Annotated in this window: 16 protein-coding genes; 11 read left to right on the forward strand and 5 right to left on the reverse strand. The window is 56.0% G+C overall.

The genetic code is table 11. The features are described 5' to 3' along the window. Positions 1-48 precede the first annotated feature (48 nt). The 9 genes from rplM (at position 49) to ACOKCT_RS11980 (ending at position 7946) form a co-directional block, all read left to right on the forward strand. Positions 49-477, forward strand: a complete 429-nt coding sequence (rplM, locus tag ACOKCT_RS11940) for a 50S ribosomal protein L13 (protein ID WP_024551131.1) — start codon at positions 49-51, stop codon at positions 475-477. Between the two features lie 15 nt (positions 478-492). Continuing rightward, positions 493-885 (forward strand): 30S ribosomal protein S9, encoded by a 393-nt coding sequence (gene rpsI / locus ACOKCT_RS11945; protein WP_003860436.1) that lies wholly within the window; start codon positions 493-495, stop codon positions 883-885. Between the two features lie 312 nt (positions 886-1197). Continuing rightward, entirely contained in the window at positions 1198-1836 is a 639-nt protein-coding gene (gene sspA, locus ACOKCT_RS11950; protein ID WP_103177214.1) for a stringent starvation protein SspA, read from the forward strand. 5 nt (positions 1837-1841) lie between these two features. Then, positions 1842-2333 (forward strand): ClpXP protease specificity-enhancing factor, encoded by a 492-nt coding sequence (sspB, locus tag ACOKCT_RS11955; RefSeq protein ID WP_103177213.1) that lies wholly within the window; start codon positions 1842-1844, stop codon positions 2331-2333. A 449-nt stretch (positions 2334-2782) separates the two neighbouring features. After that, positions 2783-3496, forward strand: a complete 714-nt coding sequence (locus ACOKCT_RS11960) for a DUF1120 domain-containing protein (protein ID WP_159339879.1) — start codon at positions 2783-2785, stop codon at positions 3494-3496. A 160-nt stretch (positions 3497-3656) separates the two neighbouring features. Continuing rightward, positions 3657-4328, forward strand: coding sequence for a fimbria/pilus chaperone family protein (locus ACOKCT_RS11965; protein WP_159339880.1), 672 nt, complete (start codon positions 3657-3659; stop codon positions 4326-4328). 20 nt (positions 4329-4348) lie between these two features. Then, positions 4349-6721, forward strand: a complete 2373-nt coding sequence (locus tag ACOKCT_RS11970) for a fimbrial biogenesis usher protein (RefSeq protein WP_420193520.1) — start codon at positions 4349-4351, stop codon at positions 6719-6721. Further along, entirely contained in the window at positions 6718-7248 is a 531-nt protein-coding gene (locus tag ACOKCT_RS11975; RefSeq protein ID WP_420193521.1) for a hypothetical protein, read from the forward strand. The genes ACOKCT_RS11970 and ACOKCT_RS11975 overlap by 4 nt, the downstream gene beginning before the upstream one ends. After that, positions 7245-7946 carry a DUF1120 domain-containing protein gene (locus ACOKCT_RS11980; RefSeq protein ID WP_231736565.1) on the forward strand — a complete coding sequence of 234 codons (702 nt, stop codon included), beginning with the start codon at positions 7245-7247 and terminating at the stop codon, positions 7944-7946. The genes ACOKCT_RS11975 and ACOKCT_RS11980 overlap by 4 nt, the downstream gene beginning before the upstream one ends. Positions 7947-7981: 35 nt before the next feature. Here ACOKCT_RS11980 and gltD read toward each other — a convergent pair whose 3' ends face one another. Together gltD and gltB are read right to left on the reverse strand one after the other, a co-directional pair. Further along, complete coding sequence (gltD, locus tag ACOKCT_RS11985; RefSeq protein WP_103177208.1) at positions 7982-9400, reverse strand: glutamate synthase subunit GltD; 1419 nt, start codon at positions 9398-9400, stop codon at positions 7982-7984. A 9-nt stretch (positions 9401-9409) separates the two neighbouring features. Beyond that, complete coding sequence (gene gltB / locus ACOKCT_RS11990; protein WP_156655282.1) at positions 9410-13870, reverse strand: glutamate synthase large subunit; 4461 nt, start codon at positions 13868-13870, stop codon at positions 9410-9412. 681 nt (positions 13871-14551) lie between these two features. Here gltB and ACOKCT_RS11995 point away from each other — a divergent pair. Beyond that, entirely contained in the window at positions 14552-15496 is a 945-nt protein-coding gene (locus tag ACOKCT_RS11995; protein WP_159339883.1) for a TIGR01212 family radical SAM protein, read from the forward strand. Here ACOKCT_RS11995 and ACOKCT_RS12000 read toward each other — a convergent pair. Beyond that, positions 15473-16975, reverse strand: coding sequence for a helicase HerA-like C-terminal domain-containing protein (locus ACOKCT_RS12000; RefSeq protein WP_420193522.1), 1503 nt, complete (start codon positions 16973-16975; stop codon positions 15473-15475). The two genes, ACOKCT_RS11995 and ACOKCT_RS12000, sit on opposite strands and share 24 nt — an antisense overlap. Positions 16976-17112: 137 nt before the next feature. Here ACOKCT_RS12000 and ACOKCT_RS12005 point away from each other — a divergent pair, with 137 nt between their 5' ends. Continuing rightward, positions 17113-18753 (forward strand): dihydroxyacetone kinase subunit DhaK, encoded by a 1641-nt coding sequence (locus ACOKCT_RS12005; protein ID WP_103177205.1) that lies wholly within the window; start codon positions 17113-17115, stop codon positions 18751-18753. Between the two features lie 86 nt (positions 18754-18839). On the opposite strand, the gene ahr is transcribed toward ACOKCT_RS12005, so the two are convergent. Beyond that, positions 18840-19859, reverse strand: coding sequence for an NADPH-dependent aldehyde reductase Ahr (ahr, locus tag ACOKCT_RS12010; RefSeq protein WP_103177204.1), 1020 nt, complete (start codon positions 19857-19859; stop codon positions 18840-18842). A gap of 82 nt (positions 19860-19941) precedes the next feature. Next, positions 19942-20445 (reverse strand): GNAT family N-acetyltransferase, encoded by a 504-nt coding sequence (locus ACOKCT_RS12015; RefSeq protein WP_103177203.1) that lies wholly within the window; start codon positions 20443-20445, stop codon positions 19942-19944. Positions 20446-20449 lie beyond the last annotated feature (4 nt).

A 20449-nucleotide genomic window follows, 5' to 3' on the forward strand; every position in this document is an offset into this window, starting at 1 on the left:
GTTTGGGTGTTCACCAACGTGTAACTTATTTATTTGGGTAAGCTTTTAATGAAAACTTTTACAGCTAAACCAGAAACCGTAAAACGCGACTGGTATGTTGTTGACGCGACCGGTAAAACTCTGGGCCGTCTGGCTACCGAACTGGCTCGTCGCCTGCGCGGTAAGCACAAAGCGGAATACACTCCGCACGTCGATACCGGTGATTACATCATCGTTCTGAACGCTGACAAAGTTGCTGTAACCGGCAACAAGCGTACTGACAAAGTGTACTATCACCACACCGGCCACATCGGCGGTATCAAACAAGCGACCTTTGAAGAGATGATTGCCCGCCGTCCTGAGCGTGTGATTGAAATCGCGGTTAAAGGCATGCTGCCAAAAGGCCCGCTGGGTCGTGCTATGTACCGTAAACTGAAAGTTTACGCAGGTAACGAGCACAACCACGCGGCACAGCAACCGCAAGTTCTTGACATCTAATCGGGATTATAGGCAATGGCTGAAAATCAATACTACGGCACTGGTCGCCGCAAAAGCTCCGCCGCTCGCGTGTTCATCAAACCGGGCAGTGGTAAAATCGTAATCAACCAGCGTTCTCTGGAACAATACTTCGGTCGTGAAACTGCCCGCATGGTAGTTCGCCAGCCGCTGGAACTGGTTGATATGGTAGAAAAACTGGATCTGTACATCACCGTTAAAGGTGGTGGTATCTCCGGTCAGGCAGGTGCGATCCGTCACGGTATCACCCGCGCTCTGATGGAGTACGACGAATCCCTGCGTTCTGAACTGCGTAAAGCTGGCTTCGTTACTCGTGACGCTCGTCAGGTTGAACGTAAGAAAGTGGGTCTGCGTAAAGCACGTCGTCGTCCACAGTTCTCCAAGCGTTAATTGCTTTCTGCTTCGGCAGACAACAATTTGCGAAAAACCCGCTTCGGCGGGTTTTTTTATGGTTCATGTTCAACGCATCCACATCCAGACGCCCTTTCTGACCTCTTTTTCCGCATTTCCAGAATACCCTCACCACAAAGGTCGCAAAATCTGGTAAACTATCATCCACTTTTCTGCCCAAATAATGGTGAATGCTCGATTTTTGTTCTCTTTTTGAACAAGAGTAGGAATTCCCTGGGATGGGCAACAAAACATCTGGCTGGCCTGTATGGCCGGTAGCAGTAAAAATTCTGAATATACCTGGAGGTTTTCATGGCTGTCGCTGCCAACAAACGTTCGGTAATGACGCTGTTTTCTGGTCCTACTGACATTTATAGCCATCAGGTTCGTATCGTGCTGGCCGAGAAGGGTGTCAGTTTTGAGATCGAGCATGTGGAAAAGGATAACCCGCCTCAGGATCTTATTGATCTCAACCCAAGCCAGAGCGTACCAACGCTGGTGGATCGTGAGCTGACCCTGTGGGAATCCCGTATCATTATGGAATATCTGGATGAGCGTTTCCCGCATCCGCCGCTGATGCCGGTCTATCCGGTTGCGCGTGGGGAAAGCCGTCTGTACATGCAGCGTATCGAGAAAGACTGGTATACGCTGATGAACGTCATTGCGAACGGTTCCTCTTCGGAAGCCGATGCAGCGCGTAAACAGCTGCGTGAAGAGCTGCTGGCGATCGCACCGGTGTTCGGTCAGCGTCCGTTCTTCCTGAGCGATGAGTTCAGCCTGGTGGATTGCTACCTGGCTCCGCTGCTGTGGCGTTTGCCAACCCTGGGTGTTGAATTCAGCGGTCCTGGTGCGAAAGAGCTCAAAGGTTATATGACGCGCGTATTTGAACGCGACTCCTTCCTTGCTTCTCTGACTGAAGCTGAACGTGAAATGCGTCTCGGCCGGGGTTAATCATTGTGGAAATGTCACAGCTTTCTCCGCGCCGTCCGTATCTGCTGCGTGCCTTCTATGAATGGCTGCTGGATAACCAGCTCACGCCGCACCTGGTAGTGGATGTGACGTTACCGGGCGTGCAGGTTCCTATGGAATATGCACGTGACGGGCAAATTGTGTTGAACATTGCGCCGCGCGCGGTGGGTGGTCTTGAGCTGGCGAACGACGAAGTTCGCTTTAACGCCCGCTTTGGCGGCGTTCCGCGTCAGGTTTCTGTGCCGCTGGCTGCTGTACTGGCTATTTACGCACGGGAAAACGGCGCGGGCACCATGTTTGAGCCGGAAGCGGCTTACGATGAAGACGTTTCCAGCCTCAATGATGAGCATGGCGCGACCGAGAGTGAAAGCGAACCGGTCATGTCGATTATCGATGGCGATAAGCCCGATCACGACGATGATCCAGACGACACCCCGCCGCCACGCGGTGGGCGTCCGGCGTTACGTGTAGTGAAATAAAAAAAGGGCCCCATGGGCCCTTTTTTTGTCTGATATTTAGAATCATCAATATATTGTTATTTTATTATTTTTGGCAATGATGTTTATCACACTATATATCCTAAAGCATATTTTTTTATTTCCTTAAAGCATTCGTAACTATGATGAATTGCTTTTGGTTATTGGGTGGGTTTATTTTTATGAAAAGAATTAGCCGTTGGTAGAAGCTTCAATATAAAATTCCTTCTCGTGTTCGACGCGCTAACTTTATGAAAATAAATATCTTTAGAAGTTATGAAAGGTTGATGTAGCGAACTTAAATGATGGCCGTCATTTTATCCTGTAGTCTTGTCGACACTATTTCTTACAAATAGTCTATGAATGATATATTTCATAGTAAAGCGTATCTGGTTGTTAAAACATGGCCAACCGGGAAAGTTGCTGGTTAATAACATTAAGGAAAGAATAAAATGACTCTGTTTAAAAAGAACGTAGCCACTCTGGCTGTGGGCGCTGCACTGCTGGTCTCTGCTCAGGTGAATGCTGCTGACGATGTCACCATGAAAGTCTCTGGCACCATTCTTCCCGCTGCGTGCACCCCGGCATTAAGCAATAGCGGTGAAGTCGCTTTTGGTTCCATTGCTGCCTCGTCAATTCGAAAAGCTCCCGCTGGCAATGCCCTGGTGCAGCTGGGTTCTAAAGATATTACCTTAACCGTAACCTGTGATGCCGCAACAGCTATTGGCTTCACCATGGCCGATAACCGCGCCAGCTCCGCTGTCACCCTCTCTTCCAGTGCATATGTTAATTCTGTATTCGCAGGTGGCCCGAGCATCACACAAAGCTATTTCGGCTTTGGTCTGGGTGTGGCGACCAATGATGCGAAAATCGGTGCCTATACTGTCGCCGTAGATGGCGCAAAGATGACTGCAGATAGCGTAGCGGCAGACCTGCTTGTTTCTGATAATAACGGGGCAACCTGGCGTGCCGCGTCTTACGGGAACCAGAGTAATGATAACTCGCGTATTGTTACTGTAGGTCAGGTAGGTTCCACAGAACCGAAGATGTTCAAAGAAATGACTGTACCGATGAAAATTGCCGCAGCCGTGCAGCCCAGTTCTGTACTGGGTGCTGATGAAATTGTTCTGAACGGTAATGCCACTCTGAGCCTTGTTTATCTGTAAGCCATAAAAATAATGAGTGCGGCGATTTAATAATAAAAACACGCCGCACTCCATTTGAATATTTGACACCTGTTACTGTCAAACAATTACATTTCAGGATTCATAATACCCTTTCTGGGAGTTAATAATCTTTTCCATTATCGCAGCTGAAGGGCATGTTATGAAGCGTAGCATTATTTACTCTCTTTTATTTATTTCTGTGCAGAGTTACGCCTCCGGTATGGTACCCGAAACATCGGTATTATTAATTGATGCCGACAAAGGGGAAGCCAGTATGAACGTGAGGAATACGGATTCCAGACCTGCGTTGCTTTATACTAATATTGTGGATTTGCCAGAAAGCGATAAAGGTGTTCGCGTTATTGTTTCTCAACCCGTTGTAAGGGTTGAGGCGGGGGCCGTACAGCGAATGCGTTTTATGCTGCAGTTACAAAAGCCGCTGATGCAGGAAGAGCTCAAAAGAGTAACCTTCGAAGGTATACCACCCAGGGAAAAGGGCAAAGAGCGGGTTGCAGTCACCATTCGCCAGGATTTACCGGTAATTATTCATCCGGCGGGGCTCGCCCAGGATCTCATTCCCTGGAAGCATCTTAAATGGCATAAGCAGGGCAATTCTCTGGTCGTCACCAATCCCTCAAATTATGTGGTTCGTATGGCGGCCGGGTTTACAACATTACCATCCGGTCAACAGGGTGCGCTGAAAAATACCTATTTACTGCCGCACACCAGCACGACCGTAGCCTTACCCAATAAAGCGGATACGGAAGTGCATTTTTATCCCGCCAGCCGTTATGGATACAAAGGTGAAAAATATATAGCACCATTACAGTAAGTCGTTCAGGGAAAACAAGGATGTTTAAAAGAACGCTGCTTATGTGTGCAGTCAGTATGTTCTGCGCACGCCAGGGGAAAGCCGTTGAAATCGACGCAGGCTCTCTCGAATTTGATAGTGAAACCTTAAGGTCGCTGGGCATCGATCCCGCGGTTTCGTCATATTTTGCTGAGGAAGCACGTTTTATGCCCGGGCAGACGACGGTTACGCTGAAAGTTAACGGGCAGAATAAAGGTCGCACGCTGGCGCATTTCCAGCGGCAGGGCGAGCTTTGCTTCGACAAGTCATTAATGGAGCATGCCCATATTCGTATCCCCAGCGACTATCAGGAAGGGTGTTACGATTATCTGAAACTCCATCCTCAGACCGTGGTAAAGGCCGATCCCGGCCAGGAGATGATCGAGCTGGTGATCCCCCCTGAAGAGATCGCCCAACCGGGTAAAACTGTTACGGATTTTGCCATGGAGGGAACCGCCGCCGTTCTTAACTATTCCGCCATGTCTTCGCGCAACGAATATAGCGGCGGCAGCTCTACCTGGTCTCAGGCTCAGCTTGAAGGCGGGGTGAACGTCGCCGGGTGGCTACTGCGCACCAACCAGTTATTAAGCCAGTCGGAAGGCCAGTTTAACAGCGAAAACAGCCAGACCTATTTGCAGCGCACCTTTGTTAATTTGCGCACAACCGCACAAATGGGTGAAGTCAGCATGAATAACGGACTGCTGCAGGGGACCAGTCTGTACGGCGTCTCCCTGTCGCCGGAAAGCGGTCTGGATGCGCAGCAGAGCATGGTCAGGGTGAGCGGGATCGCTAATACCTCGCAGGCGCGCGTAGAGATTCGCCAGCAGGGTACGCTCGTCTATTCGACCCTCGTTCCGGTGGGGCCCTTTACGCTTACTGATGTTGCTCTGCGCAACTACACCAGCGATCTCAGCGTAACGGTTGTCGAGACCGACGGCACCCGGCACAGCTATACGATCCCTGCCTCACTCTTTCTGCAGAGGCTGGGTAATCCGGCTGGTCTGTTTCTGGCGTTTGGCCAGGTAAGCGATGATTACAACAAAAAACCGCTGGTGCTGAGCGCGTCGGGCGGCTGGCGGCTGCTGCCCGGGAGTAATATCAACCTGGGGGCAATACTGGCCCGGGATTTCCAGGCCGCTGGCGTCGGCCTGAATACGGCGCCTTCTTCTTCGACCCTGCTGAGCCTGAAGGTCAATCAGTCCTATGACCATGAAAACGCGCGCCAGGGACAAAGCTATCGTCTCGAAGCCAGCCTGACGTCAGCGATAGGCATCAGCGTGACCGCGTCGGCGGGCTATTACTCGCCGGGCTATCGGGAGTTCTCGGAGTTTATTGACCGCGGTTTTACGGCGATCAAAAAGCATGACTATGCCGTTGGATTGCAGTGGCAAACCAGCAAGGCAGGGACGTTCAGCGCCAGCCTTTACGAAACGAAGAACCGCAACCAGTCCGGCAAAACGCGGTATATCAACGCGGGATGGGGAAGCAATCTGTTTTCAGCCTATGTTTCGGCCAACTGGCAGCATCAGCTGAGCGATACCAACGGTAAAAAAGACGATCTGTTCTACTTCAATGTCAGCTTCCCGCTCGGCAAAAGCAACGTAAACACTTACGTCCGCCGGGAGGGCAGCTCCACCCGCTATGGCTCCACGGTGATGGGAAATATCTCGAATGAAAATGGTTATTCATTGGGGGCAGAGTTTGACCAGAAAGAGAAGGACCAAAGCATCAGCGCGGGGCTAAGCAGTAACCTGCACTACTCCCAGCTGATGCTTAACGCCAGCATGGCCAACGATAGCCAACGCAGCTATTCGGGCTCTCTGCAGGGCGGCATCGTGGCGCACGGAGAAGGCGTCACCTTTTCGCCGTTGCCGGTGCGTGACACCTTTGGAATTGTCTCGCTGGATCAGCCGATTGCCGGTATTAAAATCGACACGCCGCAGGGGCCGGTATGGACGGATGCCCGCGGCTACGCGGTGCTGCCTTCGCTGAACGCGTGGCAAAACTCGCGTGTGGAGTTACATACCGAAACGTTGCCAAAGAATATGGATGTTGGCAACGGGACTCGTTTCCTGAGTCTGGGCAGGGGATCGGTAAGTAAGGTTCATTTTGCGGCTATAACCCAGCGCCGCGTCTTGCTTGAAGTGACCATGCAGGATGGTAAAAAGTTGCCGAAAAACAGAGCCATTATGGATACGCAAGGCAACTACCTTACCACCTCGGTTGATGATGGCGTGGTATTTCTGAACAACGCCAGCGCGCGACAGGGGCTGGTGGCGCTGGATGAATCCGGGAGTTGCCGCATTCAGCTGACCCTGCCAGAACAGGCGCAGACGAACGTATTTTATGAAACGGCAAAAGGAGTATGCCAATGAAATATTATCTGCTGCTGGCGGCGATAGGGTTAATACCATGCCAGAGCCTGGCGGAGTGCCAGCTTATCGCCAGCCAGCAAAAGATCGCCTACACCCGGCTAAGCCCGGCCGAGCGACAGCAGGCTACCGGGCCGTGGATAACGCTTCCGGAAAAACAGATTAAAGTGCAGGTGAGCTGTAGCGAACCGCAGCGAATACGGCTGTTTTTCGGCAGCGACCTGCCGCATAACGGCACCTTCTCATTCGGTAGCGAAGGGGAGATGCTCATTACGGCAGCACATGCGTACGTTGACGATCGTCCGGTGCGTCTTGCGTCGGTAAACAGAGCGGATACCGTGCTCCGCTCCGGGAGCAGTGAAACGTTACAGGTGTCGCTGAACGAGGGGCTGGCATTCAGCAACGGCGATGAGGTGTTTGGCAAAAATGCCTCCATCTCCCTGCTGGTGGCGACGCGCGTTAAACCCGGTCCGGTAACGGAACAGACCACCTGGCGCGGAAACCTGAATATAAACCTGGAGGGGCAATGATGCGTGGTTTTTGCCTGCTAATTGCGGCCTTCATGGCGGTGCCTGTCATGGCGAGTGACACCGTCAGTATTGATTTTGAGCTTACCGCCGATGCCGCTGCCTGCACGCCCGTCCTGAGCAATAATGGCGTTGTGGACTTCAATTCGCGCAGCGCCGGGAGCTTAACCCGCAACGCTTTTACACAGCTGGGAACGCGGGATCTGGTTTTGAGCATCACCTGTGAATCGTCCACGGCGGTAGCCATCACCGCGCGGGATACGCGGGCCACTTCGGTCGTCTGGGGCAGGGATAATCAAGGCCAGGAAGGGCCACGTTTTCAGATTAACGGCGGTCAGTATGTCAGTGATCCATCACGGCTGTTTGGCCTGGGCATGACGGCGGAAAACAAGCCCATCGGCAGTTATGCCGTGCAGATTGATGCCATGAATGTCATCGCATCAGATGGCGATCGCAGCGTGGCGGTGGAGGTTGCCGGTGCGGTAAATCCGAAAGGAACCTGGGAAAAAAGTGACCTGCTGCCGTTGCCAACAAAGCAGGATTATTTTTATACCCTGGTGCAAAAAGGCACGCTGGCTCCGCAACCCATCAGCACAGCCACGATACCGTTGCAGGTTAGCGCCACGGTGGCGAACGCGTTAGGAAGTAGCCAGACGATTAAGCTGGATGGTGAAGCCGTTATCAGCCTTGTTTACTTGTAATCGGATCGGCGAGCAGGCCCGCCGATCCGTCAGGATCACACTTCGAGGTAGTTCATGATGCCGTCAGCTGCTTTACGGCCTTCGGCAATGGCGGTCACCACCAGGTCTGAACCGCGAACGATATCGCCACCGGCGAAGATTTTCGGGTTGCTGGTCTGGAACGCGTTGTCGCTGCCTTCCGGGGCGATGATGCGGCCCTGTGAATCCAGCTCGACGCTGTGCTTCGCCAGCCACTCCATGCTGTGAGGGCGGAAACCGAACGCCATGACGACCGCGTCAGCCGGGATCACAAACTCCGAACCAGCCACAATCTCGGCGCGGCGACGGCCTTTGGCATCCGGGGCTCCCATCTCGGTACGCGCCATCTTCACGCCGCTCACTCTGCCGTTGGCATTCACTTCAATACCCAGAGGCTGGATGTTGAACTGGAATTCCACGCCCTCTTCACGCGCGTTTTTCACTTCGCGTTTTGAGCCCGGCATGTTCTCTTCGTCACGACGGTATGCGCAGATTACGTGTGCCGCATTCTGACGAATGGAGGTCCGCACGCAGTCCATCGCGGTATCGCCCCCGCCCAGCACCACTACGCGTTTGCCTTCCATACTCACAAACGGCTCGTCGGCGGTTTCGCCATAGCCCATCAGCTGCTTGGTGTTGGCAATCAGGAACGGCAGCGCGTCGTATACGCCCGGCGCCTCTTCGTTCTCCAGCCCGCCACGCATCGACTGATAGGTACCCACGCCCAGGAATACGGCGTCGTAATCTTTCAGCAGATCGTCGAGCATCACGTCGCGGCCCACTTCGGTGTTGAGTTTGAACTCAATGCCCATGCCGGTGAAGATTTCACGGCGGCGGGTCATCACCTCTTTTTCCAGCTTGAAGGCCGGGATGCCGAAGGTCAGCAGACCGCCGATCTCCGGATGACGGTCAAACACCACCGCCTTCACGCCGTTGCGGGTCAGCACGTCGGCACAGGCCAGGCCTGCCGGACCGGCACCAATGATCGCCACGCGTTTGTCAGTCTGACGCACGCCGGTCATGTCCGGGCGCCAGCCCATCTCAAACGCTTTATCGTTGATATAGCGTTCAATATTGCCGATGGTCACCGCGCCGAACTCGTCGTTCAGGGTGCAGGAGCCTTCACACAGACGGTCCTGCGGACACACGCGGCCGCACACTTCCGGCAGGGTGTTGGTCTGGTGAGAGAGCTCGGCGGCCTCAAAAATACGTCCTTCGTTAGCCAGCTTCAGCCAGTTCGGGATGTAGTTATGTACCGGACATTTCCACTCGCAGTACGGGTTGCCGCAGGAGAGGCAACGGTCTGCCTGTGCTTTGGCCTGGCCTTCGGAAAACGGCTCATAAATTTCAACAAATTCAATTTTACGGATCTTCAGCGGCTTCTTCGGCGGATCCACACGCTGCAGGTCGATAAACTGGTAAACATTCTGGCTCATCTGAATTCCTTACTGCGCCTGCACACGCAGCTCTGCTGCGCTACGACTACGGTGACCCAACAGGGCTTTAACATCGCTGGACTTCGGTTTAACCAGCGCGAATTTCGCAGAGAACGCCGGCCAGTTGGCCAGGATCTCTTCGCCGCGCACGGAACCGGTATGATGCACGTGCTCGGTAATCAGACCACGCAGGTGCTCCTCGTGGATCGCCAGGCTATCAACCTCCAGCACTTCCACCAGTTCCGGGTTCACGCGTTTGCGGAACTCACCGTCTTCATCCAGTACGTAGGCGAAACCACCGGTCATACCTGCACCGAAGTTAACGCCCGTTTTGCCCAGTACGCAGACAATCCCGCCGGTCATGTATTCACAGCCGTTATCGCCGATACCTTCCACCACGGTGATAGCACCGGAGTTACGCACCGCAAAACGCTCACCTGCACGGCCTGCGGCGAACAGACGACCACCGGTGGCACCGTACAGACAGGTGTTGCCGATGATGCTCGCATCACAGCTGCGGAAGGCAGAACCCACCGGAGGACGTACCGCCAGCAGACCGCCCGCCATGCCTTTACCGACGTAGTCGTTGGCATCGCCAGTCAGGTACAGCTCAACGCCGCCGGCGTTCCAGACGCCGAAGCTCTGGCCCGCGGTACCGCTGAAGTGCGCGATAATCGGATCGGCAGCCAGGCCCTGGTCGCCGTGCGTCTGCGCGATGTAGCCAGAGAGCGACGCGCCTACGGAACGGTCGGTGTTGCGAATATCAAACCAGAAGGTTTTGCTCTGCTTCTCATCCACAAACGGCTTCGCCTGCTGCAACAGCTGCGCATTCAACACGCCATTGTCGAACGGCGGGTTGTTCTCGGTGCAGTAGACCGCTTTGCCCGCCTTAGGCTCAGCCGTTTCCAGCAGGCGGGAAAGCTTCAGGTTCTGCTGTTTAGCCGTGAACCCGTCCAGCTCTTTCAGCAGGTCGGTACGGCCAATCAGATCCACCAGACGCGTTACGCCCAGCTGCGCCATCAGCTCGCGGGTTTCGCGGGCGATGAAGTCAAAGTAGTTGGTCACTTTGAACGGCAGACCGTGATAGTGGTTCTTACGCAACTTCTCGTCCTGGGTAGCAACACCGGTTGCGCAGTTGTTCAGGTGACAAATACGCAGGTATTTACAGCCCAGCGCCACCATCGGGCCGGTACCGAAACCAAAGCTCTCTGCACCCAGAATCGCCGCTTTAATGATGTCGAGACCGGTTTTCAGGCCGCCATCCACCTGCAGACGGATCTTGTGACGCAGGCCGTTAGCCACCAGCGCCTGCTGGGTTTCCACCAGACCCAGCTCCCACGGACAGCCCGCGTATTTCACGGAGGAGAGCGGGCTTGCGCCGGTGCCGCCGTCGTAACCGGCGATGGTGATGAGATCCGCATAGGCTTTTGCCACGCCGGTGGCGATGGTGCCGACACCCGGTTCGGAAACCAGCTTCACGGAGATCATCGCTTTCGGGTTGACCTGTTTCAGGTCGAAAATTAGCTGCGCTAAGTCCTCGATAGAGTAGATATCGTGGTGCGGCGGCGGGGAGATGAGCGTCACGCCCGGTACCGAGTAGCGCAGTTTGGCGATGTATGGGGTCACTTTGTCACCCGGTAACTGGCCGCCTTCGCCCGGTTTTGCACCCTGAGCGACTTTAATCTGAATCACGTCGGCGTTGACCAGGTACGCTGGGGTCACACCGAAGCGACCGGATGCTACCTGCTTGATACGCGACACTTTATTGGTGCCGTAGCGCGCCGGATCTTCACCGCCTTCGCCGGAGTTAGAGTTGCCGCCGATGCTGTTCATCGCTTCGGCCAGCGCCTCGTGGGCTTCAGGGCTCAGCGCACCGATGGACATCGCAGCGGTATCGAAGCGTTTGAACAGTTCAGACGCAGGCTCTACGTCGTCAATGCTCACAGCCTCGTCACCCGGGTTCAGCGCCAGCAGGTCACGCAGTGTGGCCGCCGGGCGGTTGTTAACCAGCTCAGCATACTGCTGATAATCGCTGTACTCGCCGCTCTGGACAGCCTGTTGCAGGGTGCGAACCACGTCCGGGTTATAGGCGTGGTATTCGCCGCCGTGCACGTACTTCAGCTGTCCGCCCTGATCCAGCGGCTTACGTGCCAGCCAGGCGCGTTTGGAGAGATTCAGCAGATCCTGCTGGAAGTCGCTGAAGCCCGCTCCGCCGATACGGCTGATCACGCCCTGGAAGCAGAGATCGGCGACATCATCATGCAGACCAACGGCTTCGAACAGCTTCGAGCAGCGGTAAGAGGCGATGGTCGAGATGCCCATTTTGGACATGATCTTGTACAGACCTTTGTTGATGCCGTTACGGTAGTTCAGCATCACGGTACGGTAATCTTTTTCGATGGCGTTGGTGTCGACCAGTTTTGCCAGCGTTTCGTAGGCCAGGTACGGGTAGATCGCCGTCGCACCAAAGCCCAGCAGCACGGCAAAGTGGTGCGGGTCGCGCGCACTTGCGGTCTCAACAATGATGTTGGCGTCGCAGCGCAGGCTCTTCTCCACCAGGCGGGTCTGGATTGCACCCACCGCCATAGGCGCCGGAACCGGCAGACGGTTCTTCGCGATATTACGGTCGGACAGCACCAGCAGAACGGTACCGTTACGCACCATCTGTTCGGCCTTATCGCACAGCGCTTTCACCGTCTCTTCGAGGTTCGCTTCGGTCACGTCGAAGGTGATATCGAGCGTGTCGGCGCGGTAGTGCTCCTCTTGCATGGTGGTCAGCTGGGTAAAATCGGAGTAGAGCAGGATCGGCGATTTAAAGGTCAGACGGTGGGCCTGGCCTTCGGCTTCGCAGAAGACGTTCATCTCGCGACCAATGCTGGTCGCCAGCGACATTACGTGGGCTTCACGCAGCGGGTCGATCGGCGGGTTGGTGACCTGCGCGAACTGCTGACGGAAATAGTCATAAATAATGCGCGGCTGGCTGGAGAGCACGGCAAACGGGGTATCGTCACCCATAGAGCCGACCGCTTCCTGGCCGTTTTCACCCAGTACGCGGATAACAGAGTCCAGCTCTTCCGCACTGTAATTAAACTGTTTCTGGTAGCTGGCGAGGGTATCGTCATCCAGCTCGCGGCTGCCCACGTCGTTATCCGGCAGATCTTCGAACGGCACCAGACGGCGGACGTTTTTCTCCATCCACTCTTTATACGGGTGACGGCTCTTCAGATCGTTGTCGGTTTCCGCGGAGTGCAGGATGCGACCGCCACGGGTGTCGATGACCATCAGCTCGCCAGGGCCAACGCGGCCTTTTTCTACCACTTCGTCAGGCTGGTAATCCCAGATGCCTACTTCGGAGGCACAGGTGATCAGCTTGTCTTTGGTGATGACATAGCGCGCCGGACGCAGACCGTTACGGTCGAGGTTACAGGCGGCAAAGCGACCGTCGGACATGACGATACCCGCCGGGCCATCCCACGGCTCCATGTGCATGGAGTTAAAGTCGAAGAAGGCACGCAGCTCCGGATCCATATCCGGGTTGTTCTGCCATGCCGGTGGAACGAGCAGGCGCATGGCGCGGACGATATCCATCCCGCCGGCGAGCAGCAGCTCCAGCATGTTATCCATGGAGCTGGAGTCCGAGCCGGTTTCGTTAACGAACGGCGCGGCATCGTGCAGATCCGGGATCAGCGGGGTCTGGAATTTATAGGTACGGGCGCGGGCCCACTGGCGGTTACCGGTGATGGTGTTGATCTCGCCGTTGTGCGCCAGATAGCGGAACGGCTGAGCCAGCGGCCAGCGAGGTACGGTGTTGGTGGAGAAGCGCTGGTGGAACAGGCAAATGGCCGATTCCAGACGCAGGTCCGCCAGGTCCAGGTAGAAGCGCGGCAGGTCAGCCGGCATACAGAGACCTTTATAGATGTTCACCAGGTTCGAGAGGCTACAAACGTAGAACTCTTTATCGTCCTGGAGACGTTTTTCAATGCGGCGGCGGGCGATAAACAGGCGGCGTTCCATATCACGCGGACGCCAGCCCGCAGGCGCGTTGACAAAGATTTGCTCGATACGAGGCAGCGAGGAGAGGGCGATTTCACCGAGCACCCCTTCGTTGGTTGGCACATCGCGCCAGCCGACAATAGAGAGGGTTTCACGTTGAAGTTCTTCTTCGACGATGCGGCGTGATACGGCGGCTTTTTCAGCGTCCTGATTCAGGAACAGCATGCCGACAGCGTAGTTTTTGGCTAAACGCCAGCCGCGCTCTTCCGCCACGATACGGAAGAAACGATCCGGTTTTTGCAGCAGCAGACCGCAACCGTCGCCGGTTTTACCATCCGCAAGGATAGCGCCACGGTGCTGCATACGGGCCAGTGCGTGTATAGCGGTACGCACTACCTTGTGGCTAGGTTCGCCTTCTATGTGGGCGATCAGGCCGAAACCACAGTTATCCTTCTCAAGGGATTTATCGTACAACATATCAGTGAACCTCCCCAGGCTCGTCGGGCTTCCCACTGAACCGTGGCGCACAGGCACAGAAAGAGCATGGCGACGGGGTTTGCGCTTCATACGCGTACCTCGCATTCGCCCTCTTAATATCCTTTTCGCGCAGGTAAACAAGTTTGAGGACTTGCTTCAGAGGGAATCTCAATTACTGCATAAATATGATGAGCAGGCTGCTCATCCAGAAAGCTTCCAGCGGATTTCCAACTTATCGGGAATCTGTACACAGGTCAAATGGCAATCTTATTTATCCAGATATGTGCTACTAACAGGTTATATCATTGATTTAATTATATATTTAGCTGCTTTCACATCACTGTAACCTTGCTGTGGGCTTTTGGGGAGTGTGATCTGACTCACTATATGAAAGCGGTATTATCGCTGTAGCATGCTAAATAGTGCGATTTAAGCAGGATTAAATGCTGTCATGCTACTAAAGCCCGCATGATGTCACTGTTTTTCAGCAAAGACGATATAAATGAAAAAAACCATCAGAACATAAGGAAAAGTAATTAAGCAGGCGGTGAATGAAATTGCAATTATCCTGGTTAATTATTCAAAAGATAAAAGCGCACCAGGGCGATTGATCCAGGTCATCGCCGACGGCGGTTAAAAATGGCAGGCTTGTCCCCTTTCAACGGGGCGGTCTAACAGATTATGCAGTTACAGAAATTAGTCAATATGTTTGGTGGGGATCTTTCGCGCCGGTACGGGCAAAAGGTTCATAAGCTGTCGCTCCACGGGGGATTTAGCTGCCCGAACCGCGACGGCACTATCGGACGCGGCGGCTGTACCTTCTGTAATGTGGCCTCTTTTGCTGACGAAGCGCAGCAGTACCAGTCTATCGCTGCCCAGCTCGCCCATCAGTCCACGCGGGTTAACCGGGCGAAGCAGTATCTGGCCTATTTCCAGGCTTATACCAGTACCTGGGCTGAAGTACAGGTGCTGCGGTCGATGTATCAACAGGCGGTGAGCCAGGCGAATATCGTCGGGCTCTGCGTCGGCACCCGCCCCGACTGCGTACCGGAAGCGGTACTGGATCTGCTCAGCGAATATAAAGCGCAGGGGTACGAGATCTGGCTGGAGCTGGGATTGCAGACCGCCCACGATAAAACTTTGCACCGCATCAACCGTGGTCACGATTTTGCCTGCTATCAGCGCACCACCCGGCTGGCGCGCGAGCGCGGGCTGAAGGTCTGTACCCACCTTATTGTTGGCCTGCCGGGAGAAGGGCGACATCACGCACTGGAAACCCTGCACAGTGTGGTAGAGACCGGCGTGGATGGCATCAAGCTGCACCCGCTGCATATCGTCAGTGGCAGCATTATGGCGAAAGCGTGGGAAGCCGGGCGGCTGAACGGGATTGAGCTGGACGAGTATGTTCTCACCGCCGGGGAGATGATTCGCCACACACCACCGGAAGTGGTCTATCACCGCATCTCCGCCAGCGCCCGTCGCCCAACGCTACTGGCACCGCTGTGGTGTGAGAATCGCTGGACGGGGATGGTAGAGCTGGACCGCTATCTGAACGAGCAGGGCGTGCAGGGGTCGGCGCTGGGCACACCCTGGGTACCCACGCTATCTCCGGCGTCCGCCCAGTAAACTGCCCAGCACACCGCGGACAATCTGATTCGTCACCTGACGTGCCGCGCTTTTCGCCATGGTTTGCACCACCCCGTCGCGTTTACCGCCGCGCGGCCCGGTGCTGCCAAACAGAATCTCTTTTAACCCGCCGAGAATGCCCTCATCGACCGCCACGGACTGGCCTTTAGCGGCTGGCGCCTGCTGCTGCTCTGTGGTGGCCTGCACCCCTTTTTGCAGCATCTCAAACGCGGACTCCCGGTCCACCTGATCTTCATATTTTCCGTAGAGCGGGGAATGGTTGATCAGCCCGTTACGCTCGTCGTCGCTAATCGGCCCCATTCTGGAGTAGGGCACAATGACCATCGCGCGCTCCACCATAGATGGGCTGCCTTTGGCATCCAGGAAAGAGATCAGCGCTTCGCCGGTGCCGAGCGCCTGAATAGCGGACTCGGTATCAAAGGCCGGATTGGCGCGCATGGTCTGCGCCGCGGCTTTGACCGCTTTCTGATCTTTCGGCGTAAAGGCGCGCAGGGCATGCTGGACGCGGTTACCCAGCTGGCCCAGGACGTTATCAGGAATATCGGCCGGGTTTTGCGAAACGAACCAGACGCCCACGCCTTTAGAGCGGATCAGGCGGATCACCTGTTCGATCTTATCCAGCAGCACCTGCGGCGCATCGCTGAACAGCAGATGGGCTTCGTCGAAGAAGAAGACCAGCTTCGGTTTGTTCAGATCGCCCGCTTCCGGTAGCTGTTCATAGAGCTCTGAGAGCATCCAGAGCAGGCTGGCCGCGTAGAGCTTCGGCATCTGGTAGAGCTTTTCCGCGCTCAGGATGTTGATAATACCTTTGCCGTTGCTGTCGGTTCGCATCCAGTCCCTGATATCGAGCATCGGCTCGCCAAAGAAGTGTTCAGCTCCCTGCTGCTCCAGGGAGAGTAAGCCACGCTGGATGGCGCCGATGGAGGCGGGACTGATATTGCCGTACTGCGTCTGGAAGGCTTTGGCGTTATCCCCGATATAGTGCGTAATGGCCCGCAGATCTTTGAAATCGAGCAGCAACAGCCCCTGGTCATCGGCAATGCGGAAGATAATGTTCAGCACGCCGGTCTGCACCTCGTTCAGATCGAGCAGACGTGCCAGCAGCAGCGGGCCGAGATCGGAAACGGTCGCCCGTACCGGGTGCCCATGCTCGCCGAAAATATCCCACGTCACCACCGGGTTGCCCTGCGGCTGCCAGTCGGTCACGCCAATACTCTTCAGCCGTTCGAGTAACTTATCCGATGCGGCCCCCTCCCGGGCAACGCCGCTGAGATCGCCTTTCACGTCAGCCATAAACACCGGCACGCCAATAGTGGAAAATGACTCGGCCAGCTTTTGCAACGTTACCGTTTTCCCCGTGCCCGTTGCGCCGGTGATCAGACCATGACGGTTTGCCATCGCGGGCAGCAAAAACAGCTCAGTGTCCGGCGTCCGGGCAATCAGCAGGGGTGTACTCATGATGCGCATCCTCGTGGAATCCTGGGTGGAGTATAGGCAACCTGACGGCAAAATGAATGTGTCAATTTCTTAGTTTGCAGCGCATTACGCAGCGCGGACTATGCTTTTGCATACGGTTAACAACATATTGGAAAGCTATGTCCAGATTCTTCTTTAACGACCGCAAACAGCTGGTGAATGATGCCATTGAAGGGATGCTGATCTCCGCCCCGCACGGCAATCTCGCCAGGCTGGATATCGATCCGGCTATCCGCGTGGTGGTGCGTGCCGACTGGGATAAAAGTCGCGTGGCGGTGATATCCGGCGGGGGCTCCGGCCATGAACCGGCGCACGCGGGCTTTGTTGGTAAAGGGATGCTGACCGCGGCCGTCTGCGGCGATCTGTTTGCGTCCCCCAGCGTCGAGGCGGTGCTCAGCGCCATTGTGGCCGTCACGGGCGATCGGGGCTGTCTGCTGATCGTCAAAAACTACACCGGGGATCGTCTCAACTTTGGCCTCGCGGCAGAAAAGGCCAAACGCTACGGGCTCAAAGTGGAGATGGTGATCGTGGCCGATGACATTGCCCTGCCGGATAACAAGCAGCCGCGCGGCATCGCCGGAACCGCGCTGGTGCATAAGGTAGCCGGGTATGCTGCCGAACAGGGCAAGTCGCTAAACGAGGTGCGCGATATGGCCCGCCAGGCCTGCGATAATCTCTGGAGCCTGGGTGTGGCTATGCAGACCTGCAACCTGCCGGGCAGCGATGACGAAGAAGGGCGCATCAAAAAAGGCCATGTCGAGCTGGGGCTGGGGATCCACGGCGAGCCCGGGGCCTCGGTGGTAGAGACACAAAACAGCAAAGCCATTATCGATACGCTGGTGCAACCCCTGCTGGCGCAGGCGGGGCAGGGGCGACTGGCGATCCTGATCAACAACCTCGGCGGCGTGTCGGCCCTGGAGATGGCGCTGTTGACCAAAGAGCTGGCCCATTCCGCCCTGAAGGATCAGATTGCGTATTTGATTGGCCCGGCGCCGCTGGTGAGCTCGCTGGACATGAAAGGCTTTTCGTTATCGTTGCTGAAGCTGAACGCGGCATTTGAGCAGGCGCTGAACGCCCCGGTGGAGACGCTGGGCTGGCAAAAGCCCGTCGCCTTTGCGCCGCTGCGTACGCTGACCCATACCCCGCTGCACGACAGCGTAGAATTTACCCCGTCGGCAAATGCGCAGGTGGCGCAGCACGTCGCTGCGGTGGCGGAGCGGTTAATTGCCCTGGAAAACCGCCTTAACGCCCTGGACGCGAAAGTGGGGGATGGCGATACCGGTTCAACCTTTGCGCAAGGTGCGCGGGACATTGCGCAATGGCTGGAGGAGGATCGCCTGCCGCTGAACGATCTGCCGCAGCTGCTGCTGGTGGTGGGGGAGCGGCTGGCAACGGTGATGGGCGGGTCGAGCGGGGTGTTGATGTCGATCTTCTTTACCGCCGCCGGGCAGGCGCTGCGTAGCGGCAAGCCTCTGCCGGATGCTTTGCTGACCGGGCTTGCGCAAATGAAGCACTATGGCGGCGCCGATCTGGGCGATCGCACCTTGATCGATGCGCTGCAGCCCGCGCTGGAAGCGTGGCAGAAAGAGGGGCTTCAGGCTGCCGTCAGGGCGGCAAAAGAGGGGGCAGATGCCACGACGAGCATGGGCAAAGCCGGAGCGGGGCGCTCATCCTATGTGAACAAAGAGAATCTGCAGGGCGTTGCCGATCCTGGCGCGGTTGCGGTGGCCGAGGTGTTTACGGCTCTGGTGCGGTTGTAGAGAAACGCCCGGTGGCGCTACGCTTACCGGGCCTACAAAGCACATGTAGGCCGGGTAAGGCGTAGCCGCCACCCGGCACATTCACGTCAAAAATCCGCTTTCAATACCACACGGTAACGGGCTTTGCCGTCACGAACATGCTGGATCGCTTCGTTGATTTTCGACATCGGGTACATCTCGATGGTCGGCGCGACACCGGTGCGGCCGGCAAACTTCATCAGTTTACGCAGCTCGTACGGCGTGCCCGTTGCGGAACCGGAGATGCTGCGGTCGCCACCGATCAGCGTAAAGGCGGGAACCGGGAGCGGCTTCAGCACGGCACCGACGGTATGGAAGTTTCCGCCATAGGCCAGCGCTTCAAAGTAGGGCTGCCAGTCGAGATCGACATTTACGGTGTTGATGATCAGATCGAACTGCCCCGCCAGAGCGGTCAGCGCCTCGGGATCGCGGCTGTTGACCACTTTGTCAGCCCCCATCGCCAGCACTTCCTGCTCTTTGGCCGGGTTTGAGCTGAAGGCGGTCACTTCACAGCCCATCGCATGCAGCAGCTTAATGGCAATGTGGCCCAGACCACCGATGCCAATCACCCCCACGCGGCTGGTGGCGGTGACGTGGTGCATCAGCAGCGGTTTAAAGACCGTGATCCCGCCGCACAGCAGCGGACCGGCAGATTCAATATCCATCTGCTCAGGGAGAGGAATGACCCACTGCCAGTCGGCACGCAGTTTGTCGGCGAAGCCGCCGTTGTTCAGGATGGTGGGTGTGGCCCCTTGCAGACAGTTGATCTGGTTGCCGCTGATACAGGCATCACAATGACCACAGCTACGGGCGGTCCAGCCAATGCCCACGCGCTGACCAATTTTCAGCCCCTTATCCTGTGCGGCATCGCCCAGGGCAACAACGCGACCGATCACTTCATGACCGGCAATCAGCGGGTATTGTGAGAAGCCCCACTCGTTATCGATCATCGACAGGTCGGAATGGCAAATGCCGCAGTAATCCACCTGCACTTCGACGTCTTCTGCTTTCAGCTCGCCTGCATCGTATTCGTACAGCTCAAGCTCTGCACCCGCCTGCGGTGCGGCGTAGCTTTTTATCTTTGACATCAGTTTTCCCCTTCGTGGTGTTGAACTGAGAGTGTAGAGCATTCAGTTTACAACCGCTTAACAGAAGGGGGCAGGAGAGAGGTTACAGCGTTTTCAGCATCCGCACTTCGCAATCAACATGGCCGGTACAGCCCAGCGGCTGGTCAATATGCTCAAAGCCGAGATGCTCGTACAGCCTGATGGCTTCGGTCAGAAAGGCGGTGGTTTCAAGGTAGCAGCGCTTAAACCCTTGCGCGCGGGCATGATCGAGCGCCTGTAACGCCAGTTTTTTCGCCAGGCCTTGTCCACGGACGACGGGCAGGAAATACATTTTTTGCAGCTCGCAGATATCGGGTTCGCTGCAGGCGAGCGGTGCAATACCACCGCCGCCCACAACCTGCCCGTTCTGCTCGACAACCCAATAGGCATGTCCCGGCTGGCTGTACAGGGCGTACAGTTCGTCGAGATTGGGGTCCGCAACGGTATAACCTTTATCGGCCGTCAGGCCGTATTCGGCAGATACCCGGCGGATAACGCCGGCAATGGCCGGGTTATCCGTGGCGGTGATACGGCGCAGGTGCGCCGTTACTGGAGCATTTACACGCATTGCT

This window comes from Leclercia sp. M-A074-M (genome assembly GCF_965195605.1).
Lineage (GTDB): Bacteria > Pseudomonadota > Gammaproteobacteria > Enterobacterales > Enterobacteriaceae > Enterobacter.